12 protein-coding genes are annotated in these 15,142 nt (G+C 50.9%); 11 read left to right on the top strand and 1 reads right to left on the bottom strand.

Annotated features, from left to right (window positions below; all coding sequences use genetic code 11):
- Positions 1-164 precede the first annotated feature (164 nt).
- From BN3279_RS20015 to BN3279_RS19970, 10 genes are all read left to right on the top strand, one after another.
- Positions 165-764 (top strand): TetR/AcrR family transcriptional regulator, encoded by a 600-nt coding sequence (locus BN3279_RS20015; RefSeq protein ID WP_059053322.1) that lies wholly within the window; start codon positions 165-167, stop codon positions 762-764.
- Positions 765-869: 105 nt separating this feature from the next.
- Positions 870-1,676, top strand: coding sequence for an SDR family oxidoreductase (locus tag BN3279_RS20010; protein ID WP_059053320.1), 807 nt, complete (start codon positions 870-872; stop codon positions 1,674-1,676).
- Positions 1,677-1,793: 117 nt separating this feature from the next.
- Positions 1,794-2,165, top strand: a complete 372-nt coding sequence (locus BN3279_RS20005; protein ID WP_059054593.1) for a DnaJ family domain-containing protein — start codon at positions 1,794-1,796, stop codon at positions 2,163-2,165.
- A 54-nt stretch (positions 2,166-2,219) separates the two neighbouring features.
- Positions 2,220-4,388 (top strand): ATP-dependent RNA helicase, encoded by a 2,169-nt coding sequence (locus BN3279_RS20000; protein ID WP_059053318.1) that lies wholly within the window; start codon positions 2,220-2,222, stop codon positions 4,386-4,388.
- Between the two features lie 358 nt (positions 4,389-4,746).
- Complete coding sequence (locus BN3279_RS19995) at positions 4,747-6,834, top strand: glycosyl hydrolase family 18 protein (RefSeq protein WP_059053317.1); 2,088 nt, start codon at positions 4,747-4,749, stop codon at positions 6,832-6,834.
- 350 nt (positions 6,835-7,184) lie between these two features.
- Positions 7,185-7,682, top strand: a complete 498-nt coding sequence (locus BN3279_RS19990; RefSeq protein WP_059053315.1) for a PTS sugar transporter subunit IIA — start codon at positions 7,185-7,187, stop codon at positions 7,680-7,682.
- Between the two features lie 30 nt (positions 7,683-7,712).
- The gene (gene nagE, locus BN3279_RS19985) at positions 7,713-9,194 is read left to right on the top strand and encodes an N-acetylglucosamine-specific PTS transporter subunit IIBC (RefSeq protein ID WP_059053313.1); all 1,482 of its coding nucleotides are present in this window, start codon (positions 7,713-7,715) and stop codon (positions 9,192-9,194) included.
- Positions 9,195-9,388: 194 nt separating this feature from the next.
- The gene (locus BN3279_RS19980; RefSeq protein ID WP_059053312.1) at positions 9,389-10,225 is read left to right on the top strand and encodes a sensor histidine kinase; all 837 of its coding nucleotides are present in this window, start codon (positions 9,389-9,391) and stop codon (positions 10,223-10,225) included.
- Positions 10,222-10,872, top strand: coding sequence for a response regulator (locus tag BN3279_RS19975; RefSeq protein WP_059053310.1), 651 nt, complete (start codon positions 10,222-10,224; stop codon positions 10,870-10,872). Before BN3279_RS19980 ends, BN3279_RS19975 begins: the two co-directional genes overlap by 4 nt.
- Positions 10,873-10,995: 123 nt before the next feature.
- The gene (locus BN3279_RS19970; RefSeq protein WP_059053308.1) at positions 10,996-11,373 is read left to right on the top strand and encodes a cupredoxin domain-containing protein; all 378 of its coding nucleotides are present in this window, start codon (positions 10,996-10,998) and stop codon (positions 11,371-11,373) included.
- A gap of 21 nt (positions 11,374-11,394) precedes the next feature.
- Here BN3279_RS19970 and BN3279_RS19965 read toward each other — a convergent pair whose 3' ends face one another.
- The gene (locus tag BN3279_RS19965; RefSeq protein ID WP_232436923.1) at positions 11,395-12,273 is read right to left on the bottom strand and encodes an AraC family transcriptional regulator; all 879 of its coding nucleotides are present in this window, start codon (positions 12,271-12,273) and stop codon (positions 11,395-11,397) included.
- 192 nt (positions 12,274-12,465) lie between these two features.
- On the opposite strand from BN3279_RS19965, the gene BN3279_RS19960 reads away from it, so the two are divergent.
- Complete coding sequence (locus BN3279_RS19960; RefSeq protein WP_059053304.1) at positions 12,466-15,132, top strand: alpha-L-rhamnosidase; 2,667 nt, start codon at positions 12,466-12,468, stop codon at positions 15,130-15,132.
- Positions 15,133-15,142: the final 10 nt, after the last annotated feature.

Raw genomic sequence — 15,142 nt, 5'->3', positions numbered from 1 at the left:
CATTGTCAATAACATAATGATCGTTATGAAAACGCCAACTCGCGACGATTGATAAAAGATACGCGGTGCTATGGAAGGGCTCACTAGAGATGGTTCTGATTTGTAACGTATGTTATGATATTCTCAGTTTAGAAATTTAGATATGAGCAGAGGAGATTAGGCTGATGGGACGTAAACGTGAATTCGATGTGGATCAGGCATTAGAGGCCGCCCTTTGTGTGTTCTGGCGCAAAGGTTATGAGGGTGTGTCTTACACTGATCTGACGCAGGCCATCGGTGTCGAACGCCCTGCACTTTACTCCGCGTTTGGAAACAAGGAAGCTTTGTTTCGCCAAGTTCTGGCACGCTATTACGAACGTTACTTGGATTTCATTCCTGCCGCACTGGAGTTACCAACTTCACGGGAGGTGGCAGCACATATTCTCCTTAGTGCCGCAGATTTAAATACCCGTTACCCCGATCGCAGAGGGTGCCTGGCTGTACAAGGGGCCTTGGCTGGCTCAGATGATGCCGAACCTATTCGGCTGGCTTTAATCGATGCACGTGCAGAAGGAGAGGCCTTGTTGCGTGATCGCTTCGAGCGGGCAAAAAGAGAACGGGATCTCCCAGAGACAACTGACTGTGCTGTGCTCGCTGCATTTTTGCTGGCAGTTCTCCATGGTATAGCTGTTCAAGCCAAAGCTGGTTTTAGCCGTGAAATGCTAGAGGCTGTTGCTGGGCAAGCGCTCTCCACCTGGCCTGTCGGCAGTTCTGCAGGTTCCTAAATGATTGGACAGCCGTTATGATTAAACTACATTCGAAAATGGGTATTCTGGAATAAATGGATAAATATTTGTAAAGAGCCTATGAAGCGAATGGAGTGTGTCGACATGACGGGAAAACGGGAAGGAAACGGCAATCGCTTTGCTAACAAAACAGCCATTGTTACGGGGGCTGGCTCCGGCATCGGCAAAGCGACAGCCATGAAATTGGCAAGCGAAGGCGCCAAGGTGGCGTTGTTTGATCTATTGGACGAGCGTACGGAGCAGGCTGCCGGGGAGATCAATGCCCTATATCCAGGTTCGGCTCGTGCTTTTGATGTGGATGTCTCCGATCCAGAGCGAATGGAGCAAGCAGTAGTCGAGGCGGCTAAGGCATTTGGCAGAATCGACATTGTTTTTGCCAATGCTGGCATTAACGGCAAGCTGGCGCCGGTGGATGAACTGAGCTTTGAAGAATGGAACAAGACGTTGAGCATTAACTTGACGGGGACATTCCTGACGGTCAAATATACGGTGCCATATCTGAAAAAGCAGGGCGGCAGCATTATCATTACAAGTTCCATTAACGGCAACGACAAGTTCTCGGGCTTTGGCATGTCCGCCTACAGCGCCACCAAGGCTGGTCAGGTGGCTTTTGCCAAGATGATTGCTTTAGAACTGGCTCGTTACCGGATTCGTGTGAACGCCATTAGTCCGGGAGCCATTGCTACTAATATCGACAAATCCACGGAGAAGAGCAAGGAATTGGAGGAAATTATCATTCCTGTGGAATATCCCGAGGGCTCTCAGCCGTTGGCGGATGGTCCGGGGCAACCGGAGCAGGTAGCCGATCTCGTTGCCTTTCTTGCCTCTGATGAATCTATTCATATCACGGGGGCTCGTGTTGTGATCGACGGTGCGGAATCTCTGCTTTAAGGCTAAGAACCTAAATCTGGTTGAAATTGTGCCTTCCGCTGACGCGGGGGGCATTTGTTTTGTCAGAGAACGGGCCGTGCTATGATAGAGACATATATATATGATTTGATGGAGGCGATGGGGATGTTGTCCTGGCTGGCCGAGCAGAAGATTGCAGAAGCAATGCGGCAGGGAGAGTTTGACAATTTACCCGGAGAGGGCAAGCCGCTGACAATAGAAGATTTGTCCGGTGTGCCTGAAGAACTGCGGATGGCGTATAAAGTTATGAAAAATGCGGGATATGTCCCCGAAGAAATTCAATTGAGCCAAGACTTGGTACGTCTTGACGATTTGATTGCCGCTTGCGGAGATGGACCGGAACTATGGGCTCTCCAGCGCAAACGCTCGGAGCAACAATTGCGCTTCAATATGTTGGCGGATCAGCGGGGATTACAGCATAATGCGGCCTTTCGCCAATATGAAGGAGTTATTCGTGAGAGACTGGAGTAGTCCTGAAATTAATGAACTCTCATGTAACAGTTAGTCATTTGTAAGGAGATAATTATGACCATTGTACCGATGCCGATTGACGAAGTTATTCCTGATGTAAAGGCAGCCTTGCGTGGAGCCGGAGTGGCGGTGCTGCTTGCGGAGCCGGGAGCGGGAAAGACGACGCGCACTCCGCTTGCTCTGCTAAGCGAGCCGTGGCTGGAAGGACAGCATATTCTGTTGCTGGAGCCTCGGCGCCTTGCCGCGCGTTCGGCTGCCGTATACATGGCAGCACAGCTTGGTGAGCCCGTTGGAGCGACCGTGGGTTACCGAATGCGCGGAGACGGCCGCGTATCCGAGCGGACTCGTATTACCGTCGTGACCGAGGGAATCTTGACCCGCTTGATGCAGCAAGATCCCGCCTTGATGGGCACGGGGCTCGTTATTTTTGACGAATTTCATGAGCGGAGTCTCCATGCCGATCTGGGCTTGGCCCTGGCCTGGCAAAGCCGTGAGCTGCTGCGCGAGGACTTGCGGCTGCTGGTGATGTCGGCCACTCTGGACCCGGAGCCGGTTGCCCGGTTGCTGGATGGAGCGCCGGTCGTGCAAAGCGCAGGCCGAATGTACCCTGTGGATACGATTTATGCCGGGGGTGGAGCCAAGGAACCGCTGGAGCTGACAGTGGAGCGGACGGTTCGCCGGGCACTTGCGGAGCATGAAGGCAGCTTGCTTGTCTTTTTGCCTGGGGCGCGGGAAATCCGCCGAGTTGGCGAGGCCTTGCGGGCACGGGGACTGCCGGATGGCGTCCTGCTGACACCGCTATACGGGGCGCTGCCGCAGGCGGAGCAGCGGCGGGCCATCGAGGCGCCTCCCGCAGGGCAGCGCAAGATTGTGCTGGCCACGTCCATCGCCGAGTCCAGCTTGACGGTGAATGGCGTGACGGTGGTCATCGACAGCGGGCTGCGCCGCACGTCGCTCTTCTCGCCACGCACCGGCATGAGCCGGCTGGTCACCGCGAGAGCTGCACGGGACTCCGTCGATCAGCGGCGAGGACGGGCCGGGCGCACGGCACCGGGCGTATGCTACCGCCTCTGGAGCGAGGAGGCGGACCGTCAGCTTGAGGCGCGTACGCCGCCCGAGATGCTGGAGGTGGACCTGGCGCCGCTGGCGCTGGAACTGGCCGCGTGGGGAGCGGACGCGCCAGATGAACCCGGCGCCGCTACCACCGGGGCTAGCGCTAGTGCGCCCCCAGCGGTGGCGGCCTTGGACGCTGACCGCTGGTGCGGCCTGCTGGTGGCCTTTGCTTATCCGGACCGCATCGCGGCGCGCCGTCCGGACGGCCGCTATCTGCTACAGGGTGGGCGCGGCGCCCATTTAACAACAAAAGATATGCTGGGCACGGCATCCTTCCTCGCTGTTGCTGACATCGACGATGAGGGGATAGAGGGCCGCATTTGGCTAGCTGCTCCGCTAAATGAGGAGGATCTGTACCATTACTGCTCAGAGGATATTCGCGAGGAACGGAGTGCCGTTTGGGACGAGCCCTCAGGCACCGTTCGTGCCCGAATTCGCCGGACGCTGGGCGCTATTGTGCTGAGAGAGCAGCCGGACCCTGAACCAGGCGCAGAGCAATTGGTTCAAGCGTGGCTGGATGCCGTTGCCACAAAGGGTATAAGCATCCTTCCCTGGACTGACAAGGCTCGCAAGCTGCAAGCACGGCTGCTGTTCCTGCATCGGTTGAATAGCGATTGGCCAGACGTGTCCGATGAGACCTTGGCCGCAACGGCTGATGAATGGTTGGCTCCCTATCTATCCGGAGTTCGCAAGCGTTCTGACTTACAGGCCTTGTCCTTGCACAATATTCTGGAGCATCGGCTTACCTGGCCACAGCAGCAAGCGCTGAATGATGAAGCACCCAGCCATCTGCTGGTGCCAAGCGGCTCGAAAATCCAGGTACATTACGAGGGAGCGCAGGCCCCGTATGCGGCTGTGAGGCTTCAGGAAGTATTTGGTCTGATGGAGACGCCACGCGTCGGATTTGGCCAAGTTCCCATCACGTTGCATCTGCTATCTCCGGCAAGCCGCCCCGTACAGGTGACTGCCGATTTACGCAGCTTCTGGGCCAACACTTACTTCGACGTCAAAAAGGATCTTAAAGGCCGTTATCCCAAGCATTATTGGCCGGATGACCCACTTGAGGCCATCGCAACGCGCAGGGTACGTCCGCCGGAGGGCAAACGATAGTCGGGTAGGGATGCCGATAGTTTCACACGAATTTAATAGTATAGGCCAGACTGCTTGGCTTGCATTCGCAGCGCTCCTTTGGGGGCGCTGTTTTTTTGCGCCTGTGCCTATCATCCTTTTCTCTCATTTTGTCCAATTATTCCTGAGAATTCGAGAAAATAATAGAAATTTATCCTTTAATCGCCATTTTGATTGTGATTTAATAGATTTGTAAACTCTTACAATTCAATATTAGGAGGGAATGCCTGGACGAATCAGAGAGTAGGGCCATCCTAGCAGAATCATAGGAAAGGCGGTTTGCTTACTTTATTCCAATTCTATTTCATCACATTAATTACGAGAGAGAGGGATCTAAGTTATGCATTCAAAAAGGCACACACGTTTCGCCAGAAAGTGGAAGCTGTTCACAATGACCTGTTTGGCCTTGTCTCTGCTTCTTCCGGGAGGTCTCTTCCAGCCCGAATCCGCAAAGGCAGCGGAGGATTACAAGGTTGTGGCCTATTATCCTTCATGGGGAGCGTATGCCCGCAATTTTAACGTTTATGATATCGATGCTTCCAAGATTACGCATATTAACTATGCCTTTGCTGATATCGCCTGGGATGGACGCCATGGTAATCCTGATCCTACCGGACCTAATCCGATTACATGGCCTACCCAGGACGAAAAGGGACTAACCATTAACGTTCCTAATGGTACCATTGTGCTAGGAGATCCGTGGATTGATACCGGCAAGCAATTTCCGGGAGATGTCTGGGATCAACCCTATGCGGGCAACATTCATCAGTTGAATAAGCTGAAGCAAGCCAACCCTCATTTGAAAACGATTATTTCGGTAGGGGGCTGGACCTGGTCCAATCGCTTCAGTGATGTGGCAGCCAGCCAAGTTACTCGCGAGACCTTTGCAAATTCAGCCGTAGATTTCCTGCGGAAATTCAATTTTGACGGGGTCGACCTGGACTGGGAATACCCGGTGTCGGGCGGACTTCCAGGCAACAGCTACCGTGCGGAAGATAAGCAAAATTATACGAAGCTGCTGCAAGAAATCCGTACCAAGCTTGATGCGGCAGGAGCGGCTGACGGCAAGCATTATCTGCTGACGATTGCTTCCGGTGCATCACCGGCGTACGTGAATAATACGGAGCTTGGCAATATCGCTTCGATTGTTGATTGGATTAATATTATGACTTATGATTTCAACGGCGGATGGCAGCAGGTTACTGGCCATAACGCCCCGCTGTACTTTGATCCGGCGGCTGAAGCTGCGGGTGTGCCAAGCGCCTCGACCTTCAATGGAGATGTGGCGGTTCAAGGCCATCTGAATGCAGGGGTTCCGGCAAGCAAGCTCGTGCTTGGTGTACCGTTCTATGGACGGGGCTGGGATGGAGTAACTAGCGGCAACGGGCAATACCAAAGTGCAAGTGGTGCTTCCTCTGCGGGAACATGGGAACCGGGCGTGTTCGATTTTAGCGATCTGGAATCCAATTACATCAACAAGAACGGTTACACCCGGTACTGGAACGACACGGCCAAGGTACCTTATTTGCACAATCCATCCACCGGCCGTTTCATCACTTACGATGACACGCAATCCATCGGCTTCAAGACAGATTACATTAAGAATCGCGGCTTGGCCGGAGCGATGTTCTGGGAGCTGAGCAGCGACCGCAACAAGACGCTGCTAACCAAGCTGCGCAACGATCTTGGAGGTACGGTTACGCCGCCGGGAGATACAACCCCACCGACAGCTCCAAGCGGAGTAACGGTTACCGGCAAGACAAGCAGCTCGGTTACCTTAACGTGGCAGGCTTCGAGTGATAATGTTGGCGTAGCGGGTTATGTAGTCTACCGTGACGGGGCACAGGCTGCAGCCGTGAACGGTACGACGGCCACTATTAGCGGTCTGACACCATCGACAACTTACAGCTTTACTGTTGTGGCCCGAGATGCCGCGGGCAACACATCTCCCGCCAGCGGAGCGGTAAGCGCGACAACGGAGGCAGGAACGATTCCTGGAGATACGGTTCCACCTACTGCACCGGGCAATTTGAGCGTTACTGGCAAAACTTCAACAACTGTATCCTTAAGCTGGGGAGCTTCCACAGATAACGTGGGTGTTACAGCTTATGAGGTTTACAATGGAAGTCAACTGGCTGCGTCTGTAAGCAATTTGACGGCGACCATCAGCGGCCTGGCTCCATCAACATCGTATACCTTCACAGTGGTAGCGAAGGATGCTGCGGGGAATAGCTCACCCGCTAGCAATGCGGTAACGGCGGTAACGGATTCTGGAGATACGGGCGTAGAGGCCTGGGCGCCTTATACGGCTTATACCGTTAACCAACTCGTGTCCCATAATGGCATCATTTATAAAGTAATTCAGTCCCACACCTCGTTACCTGGATGGGAGCCCAATGTAGTACCAGCCTTGTTCCAAGCGCAATAAAAGCGGGTATTTATAGAGCATATTACCCCCTTTTTGGAAGGATTTCTCCTTGAAATTCGAGCGGCAAGGATTGGAATAAATATTAAGTGAACGCTTTCAATTTTATGGTTGACGCTGAACATGGGTTGAACTATTATAATCACATAACCGAAAACGAAATGACTTTTGGCGTGTTACCATGAGCGAATGGGCATGAGCCGAGAAGAGTATACCTGTAACTTGGGTTCTTTTCTTGGCTCTTTTTTATTGCCTGGCGGGCTGGGTAATATTTCATCAAAAGGCAGAAACAGTTCGGGATGAAGTGTTTTATAGAAAGAGATAAACAGAATTCGTATGGGGAGGAAATCATCTTGTTTTCAAAATGGAAAAAGAAAAATACGGAGAAACAAGCTGTAGAAATTGCATCACCACTTACCGGGGAGGCTGTAGCCTTGACCCAGGTTCCTGACGAAGCTTTTGCCGGAGGGCATATGGGTCCAGGATTAGCCATTGAACCTAGCGAGGGAAGGTTGGTCGCTCCGTTTGACGGAAAGGTTGTCCATGTCATTAAGAGCAGCCACGCGCTGATGATCGAGAGCACCACGGGTCTGCAGTTCCTGTTCCATTTGGGCATCAATACGGTTTCGCTTAAAGGAGAAGGCTTTGTCACCCATGTTGTGGCAGGCGATCAAGTCAAGGCGGGCCAATTATTGATTGAATTTGACATCGCCAAAATCCGAGCAGCCGGTTATCCGGTCATCTCGCCAATTATAGTAACAAACGCTGAAGAAGCGGCAAGCAGTGTAGAAATAGTCACCGGTCCTGTGACGGCAGGCGGTAATGTTGTTTTGAAGGCGGTTTTACAATAAAACCAGAGGTTAGGAAAGGATGATTCAAGGATGCTAGCTTTTCTCCAGAAAATCGGTAAGTCATTAATGCTACCGGTTGCAACACTACCTGCAGCAGCTATTCTGCTCAGGTTCGGAAGCATCGACTACATCAACGAGTTTCACTTGGGGCAATCGGTTGGGGGATTTCTGAACACGTACATTGCTCCATTCCTGGCGGCAGGTGGGGGAACGATATTTGATAATCTTCCGCTCATTTTTGCCGTAGGTGTGGCAATTGGTTTGGCCGGGGATGCTGTAGCGGCATTGTCAGCGGTCATCGGCCAGTTAATCCTGTTGAACGTATTGGACCGCGTGCCAGGGATTTTCCCTGAGCTGATGCAATCCGCCGATACGAAGCTCAACATGGGGGTTCTGGGCGGGATTATCGTAGGTTGTATCTCGGCCTATCTTTACAAGCGATACCACAACATCAAGCTGCCAGATTGGCTGGGCTTCTTCGGAGGCAAACGTTTTGTGCCAATGATTACGGCTTTAACTATGGTTGTTGTGGGCTTGATTCTCGGTTTGATCTGGGGACCGGTACAGAATGTACTCGACACGTTCGGGAACTGGGTCACCAGCCTTGGCGGATTCGGCTCGGCTATTCATATCGTGGCCAACCGCTTGTTGATTCCGTTTGGTCTACATCACATTCTTAATTCCATCGTTTGGTTCCAAATCGGTGACTTCACCAATGCGGCCGGGGATGTCATTCACGGCGACTTGCACCGCTTCTTTGCTGGTGACCCGACGGCGGGCATGTTCATGACAGGCTTCTTCCCGATTATGATGTTTGGTCTGCCTGCTGCTGCTTTTGCCATCATTCATACAGCCAGACCAGAGAGACGTAAATTGGTTAGCTCCATCTTCCTGGGGGCTGCGCTTGCTTCTTTCTTGACCGGGATTACGGAACCGCTTGAATTTGCGTTTATGTTCGTTGCTCCTGTGTTGTATGGGGTACATGCCTTGTTGTCCGGGGTTGCGGCGTATGTTACTTATGCGCTGGGCATGAAGCTGGGCTTTGGATTCTCGGCAGGCTTCATCGATTATGCGATTAACTATCAAATATCAACAAAACCACTACTATTAATCCCAGTAGGTCTCGTGACAGCCGTTGTCTATTATGTGATCTTCCGCTTCATGATCGTCAAGTTTAACTTGAAGACGCCAGGGCGTGAAGTGGCAGGGGATATTGGTGAGGTGGATGAAGCAGATACATTAACTGCTACTCCTGCTACAGGATCAGCATCGTCAGCCGATAGCAGATCCGCCAAAATCTTGGCGAACATCGGCGGAGCGGAGAACGTGGAGTCTGTGGATGCGTGCATTACCCGCCTTCGCCTGATCGTCAAGGACGACAAGATTGTCAATGATGCCGGATTGAAGCAGCTTGGTGCAGCAGGCGTCATGAGATTAGGCAAAGGCGCAGTCCAGGTCGTATTCGGACCACAATCCGAAGCGATCAAGGATGATATCAAGAAATTGCTGTAGGACAATCTCATAGTAATACACGTAAAACATCAAGCAGGGCGGAACGGCAATTCCGCTCTGCTTTTTCTATTACGGTTCAAAGGGGCAATTGGATTCACTTTTGCTGTTTTTCTTCTGGACTTGCCAGTTCGGTGCATGGTTAGGTAAAGTTAAGTCGGGTAATGGTAGAAGTGGATAGGGAGGCAGGTGCAAAGTTGTCATACAAATTTACGAAGTGGATGATCTTGATTGTTCCTACACTAATCGTTGGTTTATGGGAATATGTACGCCATCAATTCTTAATGCCGTTCATATCTATGGATTTGGGCAATGTATTGACACCGGTTATTCTATTTGCGGTTAGCATAACGCTGCTGAATCGTTGGTTCTCTTATCTGGAACAGATGCAGGAAGAACTGCAACGCGAGCGGGCATTGAAGGCCAAGCTGGAGCAGCGAGAGCAACTTGCCCGTGAGCTTCATGACGGTATAGCCCAGTCGTTATTTCTGTTATCGGTAAAGGTGGATCGGGCACAGCGGCAACGAAGTGCGGACAGTGGGGATGAGGAGTGGCATGAACTGCGGAAGGCCATTCACAAGGTCAATCGTTATGTTCGCGAGGCGATCTCCGATTTGCGAATTCCTGCGAATGTTAAGGAGGAGGGAGCGGCTAGCGCATCCATGTCAGCATTGATTCGTCAGATGGCCGCCGAGCAGCAATTGGTTTTGCATATGGATTGGCAGCTAAGTGAGGAAGAGTGGTCGACGAAAGCCAGGATGGAGCTATTATCCTGCATTCGTGAAGCTCTTATTAATGTAGGAAAACATGCTGGAGTCTCGGAGGTATCAATTGCGGCTACGGGTAACGCAGCATCCTTTGATGCCGCCATAACAGATTACGGAAGCGGCTTTGTAGTGCAGGAAGCGACCGAACCAGGACGTTACGGCTTGCAAATTATGCGGGAGCGGGCTAGCGGAATGGGCTGGACACTCCAGGTGACCTCCCGTCCGGGAGCTACTACGCTGCATATTACGGGAGGGGTGGAGGTATGAAGGTACGGGTACTGGTTGTTGATGATCACCCTCATGCGCGGGAAGCCATCGGAGATATTCTGGCAGAAGATCCGAACTTTGAAATTATAGCCTATGCCGAGAACGGTGATGAAGCCATCTTGCAAACGGAGCTATGGATGCCGGATTTAATTTTGATGGATATCCATATGCCGGGCAAAGATGGACTAGAGGCAACGCGAGAAATCAAGCTGCGTTACCCCTATGTCAAAATTGTGCTGATTACCGTATCGGATGATGCTGCTCATTTATTTGAAGCGTTGAAGCAAGGGGCGCAGGGTTATCTGCTGAAGAACCTGGAGCCCGGTACCTGGCTGGAATACTTGCGGGCGATCGCCAGCGACGAGGCACCGTTATCCAGCGAATTGGCTCTCCGTATCTTGCAGGAGTTCTCTCTAATGAAGAAAGAAGCCGGGGAGACGTCACCCCTAACGGCGCGTGAACGAGAAATTCTCGGCTGGGTGGCCCAGGGGATGACCAATCGGGAGATCGGCGCAGTGCTGCATATTTCCGATCAAACGGTCAAAAATCATCTCAAGAACATTTTGCAGAAGCTGCATTTGGAGAACCGGGTTCAATTAACAAGATACGCCCTGGAGCAGGGTTGGGTGGACCGCCGTCGTACTTGATATCGCTCAGAAGAGGCTCTGATACATAGAAGGAAAGTTGTTTTGTTGTGATAGAAATCACAATCGCAGTGTTTCCCCCATTCTACACTTGTAGTAATAGTGTAAGTGAAGGAGGGAACGTGAATGAGCAATCGTTGGTTAGTTATGATAAGTCTGTTGGCTGGCATACTTCTACTGACGGCGTGCGCGGATAGACCGGGGCGTTATATTGGAGAAGAGCCATCTGCACTGAAGGGACCGGCTAAGGAGTTTACGATACATGCCGAGCCTTCGGGTTATGATACGAAGGAGATTAGGGTCAAGCGTGGAGAGACTGTACGTATTAAGCTGGTGAACACCCAGGGGATGCACTCCTTGAAAATTTCTAGCTACAACCAGGAAGTTCGGGGTGGGAAGACCATTACCTTTGTTGCAGATCAAGCGGGAGAGTTCGAATTCTCATGCAACATCTCCTGCGGCAAGAATCATAAGCAAATGAAGGGGACCTTCATCGTCAAATAAGACAAGCCGACTTGGCTTGTCTTATTTGTAGATATTATCTACACTCATTGACTTTCGATATTGCTGGGGAGTCATCCCGATCTTTCTTTTAAATAGACTATGAAAAAATTTAAGATCCGTATAACCTACTGCGGAGGCAATCTCACTGATATGACTCCGGCCCGTCGTGAGCAAATGACACGCTGCTTCCAAGCGAATACTTTGTAAGTAGTTCATGAAGCTCATCCCGGTCTGTGCCTGAAAGAGACGGCTGAATTGTCTTTCACTAAGATTGGCTTTTGTCGCCAGTTCATTTAGTTTCAGGGGATTGGCATAATGAAAGTGAATATAAGCGATGATCTCATCGACGGCGATCCATTGCGGCTTATCTCCAGCGGGGGCGCCAATCAGCATTTGATGTCTATACATTCCCGTCAATATTTGGACGATAATTGCAGACAGAACGGCTAAGAATCCAGGCGGCTTGGCCGAGAACTCCCGATATAATTCTTTAAACATGGTATTGTAGGTCCCGGCTGCATCCTTCATGGAGAACCAGTGCAGGTCTCCCTCCGAAAAAAAACTGAATATCTCTGAGGCTTGAGGGAAAGCGCTGCCAAGATCGCGTATAAAGCTCACAGGAAATAAACAGTTATAAACAATCAGCGGGGTATCTTTCTTTGGAGTTCTTGGACGAAAGACGTGACTGTATCCTACCGGTATGAAGAACAAGGTACCATGCTCCACAGGAACTGCTGCATCGGCAATGTAGTGCACCCCGGAACCCTCGCTCACATATGTAATTTCCAGAAATTCATGGGAATGATACTCCATGTCAAATGTTTCCTGAGCCCGGTTTACATAAACGGGGACACCCGGTTCGAAGAAACTCTCCCCCGTCATAACATAGGTATTGCGCATATTATTCACTTTGCATTCCCTCTTTTTTTAGAACATCTATGTCATTTTATCTTATGTTATCCCCTGATGAATGTCTAGATTGGCCTATGAATTTGTCGATAAAGCCCCCCAACGATTTGGATATTGCCTTTTACAATAGAGGTAACGATGCAGGCTTGCTACTACAGCATCCGTATAGGAGGATCCGATATCATGGCCAATTTTGAAGTATCCAATCTGCAGGTGAATTACAGAGTAAATCCTTTGGGAATCGATGATCTTCATCCCCGTCTAAGTTGGCAGATCAAGTCTGCAACCAGAAATTTCATTCAAGCCGCCTATCAAATTCAGGTCTCTCATAGCTTAGACTTCACTGTAGAGCATGTGTGGGATTCTGAAAAGGTGGACTCGGAGTTTAATGTACATGTCGAGTATCAAGGGCCTGCTCTGCAATCCCGTACCCGTTACTACTTCAGAGTCCGCGTGTGGGACCGCGCGGGGAATGGTTCAGGATGGAGTGAACCCGGATACTGGGAGACGGCTTTGCTGACGACGGAGGAATGGCAAGCAAGCTGGATTGAAGCTCCTCAAAGTCTCAACAAAGACGGAGAAGCGGCCTGTGACTATTTCCGTGTTGACTTTACGGTTCCCGCTGATGTCGTGTCCGCGCGAGTGTACGCAACTTCGCTGGGTGTCTATCGGCTGCACGTAAATGGTGATGTGGCGGATGATACCTTGTTTAACCCAGGCTGGACCAGCTATCATCAACGGCTGCAATACCAGACCTATGATGTGACTTCGTTCATCTCTACGGGCAAAAATACGCTGGGATGTATTGTGGGGAATGGCTGGTATAAAGGTTACTTGACTTGGGACACAGACAAAAAAGATGTGTATGGGAAATCCCGCAAGCTCCTGATCCAAATGCATATTACGCTTTCGGACGGGTCCGAGCAAATCCTTGTGTCCGATGCAAGCTGGCGCACCTCATCTGGGCCGGTGCTAATGTCCGATTTGTATCATGGAGAAACCTATGATGCCCGGCTCGAATTAGAAGGGTGGTCCTCTCCAGGTTATGAAGACCAGGCGTGGTCGGTCGTTAGCGTGGTTGATTCTTCAACCTCCATATTGGTTGCCCAAGAGAATGAACCAGCAAGGATTATAGAGACGATTAAGCCCATCGCAGTCCTGAACACGCCTAAAGACGAGATTGTATTGGATATGGGCCAAAATATGGTAGGTTGGATCAGATTTGCGATTCGTGCCGAAGCCGGAACAAAGATAACGTTACAGCATGCGGAGGTACTTGATCGCGAGGGGAATTTCTATACGGGGAACCTGCGTTCAGCCAAGCAGACCGTAACCTATATCTGCCAAGGTGGCGATACTGAAATCTACGAGCCGCATTTCACTTTCCAGGGCTTTCGTTATGTGAAGGTGGAAGGGGTGCCACAGGATCAGCTGCTTGAGCAATTTACAGGCTGCGTCATTCATTCCGATTTGCAGCATACCGGACATTTTCGCTGCTCGGATGATTTAATCAATCAGTTGCAGCATAACATTCTTTGGGGGCAAAAGGGGAACTTCCTCGATGTTCCGACAGATTGCCCGCAACGGGATGAACGATTGGGCTGGACAGGAGATGCACAGGTATTTGTCCGTACCGCTGCATATAACATGAATGTGGTGCCTTTTTTTGAAAAATGGCTAAAAGATCTGGCCGCTGATCAAGGAAGCGATGGAAGAATTCCTCATGTTATTCCTGATGTGCTTGATGTCAGTGACGGTTCGTCTGCATGGGGAGATGCGGCCGTAATTTGTCCCTGGACCCTTTACCAATGTTACGGGGATGTCCGTATTCTACAAACCCAATATCCCAGCATGAAAGCCTGGGTCGAATACATTCGATCACAGGGGGACGATGAGTACCTGTGGAATACAGGGTTCCACTTTGGGGATTGGTTAGGGCTTGATGCCAAAGAGAATAGCCTAGAGGGCGCGACGCCCAAGGATTTGATTGCTACGGCTTATTATGCTTATTCAACAGAGCTGCTGGCAAAAACGGCCGCAGTGATTGGCCAGACCCAGGATGCGGAACACTATGAGGTATTGCATGAGCATATCATTCAAGCCTTCCGTCAGGAATTTGTGACGCCGAATGGCCGGGTTGCTTCCCCGACACAAACGGCCTATGCCCTGGCCCTGATGTTTGATCTGCTGGAAGAGAAGGATCGCAGCCGGACAGCAAGAATGCTGGCTGAGCATATCGAAAGCAACGGAAAACATTTGACAACCGGATTTGTGGGAACCCCATATCTATGCCATGTGCTGTCCCGGTACGGCTATACCGACTTGGCTTATGAACTGGTTCTGCAGAAGGAATATCCGTCCTGGCTGTACTCTGTACTTCAGGGAGCAACTACGATTTGGGAGCATTGGGATGGAATCAAGGCAGATGGCTCATTCTGGAGCGATAATATGAACTCCTTTAATCATTACGCTTATGGCGCCATTGGAGATTGGCTTTACCAGGTTGCTGGCGGTATTCAGTTAATGGAGCCGGGTTATAAGAAGATTCGAATTCATCCCGAGCTTGGAGAACAATTGACTTGGGCAGAGGCCGAGTTGGAATCCATGTATGGCACCATCCAAACCGCCTGGAGAAAACAACCGGATGGTTCCACCGAGATAGATGTCATGATCCCGGCGAATACAACGGCAGAAGTCATTCTTCCTACCAGTCTGCGAAGCCGTGTCTTAGAGCAAGGACAATCCTTGGAGCAAACTGATGGAGTGTCTGATGTAGAGACGACTGCTCAGGGAACAAAGGTAACGGTGGGATCAGGAGATTATCATTTTACTATTAGTAATAGTAACTGAAGAGTAGGGT

Source organism: Paenibacillus senegalimassiliensis, assembly GCF_001486585.1.
GTDB classification, from domain to species: domain Bacteria; phylum Bacillota; class Bacilli; order Paenibacillales; family Paenibacillaceae; genus Fontibacillus; species Fontibacillus senegalimassiliensis.
This window is presented reverse-complemented; position numbering and strand designations above follow the sequence as displayed.

Bases quoted from the DNA above. Each gene is read 5' to 3' on its own strand.
- BN3279_RS20015 (WP_059053322.1), top strand. From the start codon at position 165: ATGGGACGTAAACGTGAATTCGATGTGGATCAGGCATTAGAGGCCGCC.
- BN3279_RS20010 (WP_059053320.1), top strand. From the start codon at position 870: ATGACGGGAAAACGGGAAGGAAACGGCAATCGCTTTGCTAACAAAACA.
- BN3279_RS20005 (WP_059054593.1), top strand. From the start codon at position 1,794: ATGGGGATGTTGTCCTGGCTGGCCGAGCAGAAGATTGCAGAAGCAATG.
- BN3279_RS20000 (WP_059053318.1), top strand. From the start codon at position 2,220: ATGACCATTGTACCGATGCCGATTGACGAAGTTATTCCTGATGTAAAG.
- BN3279_RS19995 (WP_059053317.1), top strand. From the start codon at position 4,747: ATGCATTCAAAAAGGCACACACGTTTCGCCAGAAAGTGGAAGCTGTTC.
- nagE (WP_059053313.1), top strand. From the start codon at position 7,713: ATGCTAGCTTTTCTCCAGAAAATCGGTAAGTCATTAATGCTACCGGTT.
- BN3279_RS19975 (WP_059053310.1), top strand. From the start codon at position 10,222: ATGAAGGTACGGGTACTGGTTGTTGATGATCACCCTCATGCGCGGGAA.
- BN3279_RS19970 (WP_059053308.1), top strand. From the start codon at position 10,996: ATGAGCAATCGTTGGTTAGTTATGATAAGTCTGTTGGCTGGCATACTT.
- BN3279_RS19965 (WP_232436923.1), bottom strand. From the start codon at position 12,273: ATGCGCAATACCTATGTTATGACGGGGGAGAGTTTCTTCGAACCGGGT.
- BN3279_RS19960 (WP_059053304.1), top strand. From the start codon at position 12,466: ATGGCCAATTTTGAAGTATCCAATCTGCAGGTGAATTACAGAGTAAAT.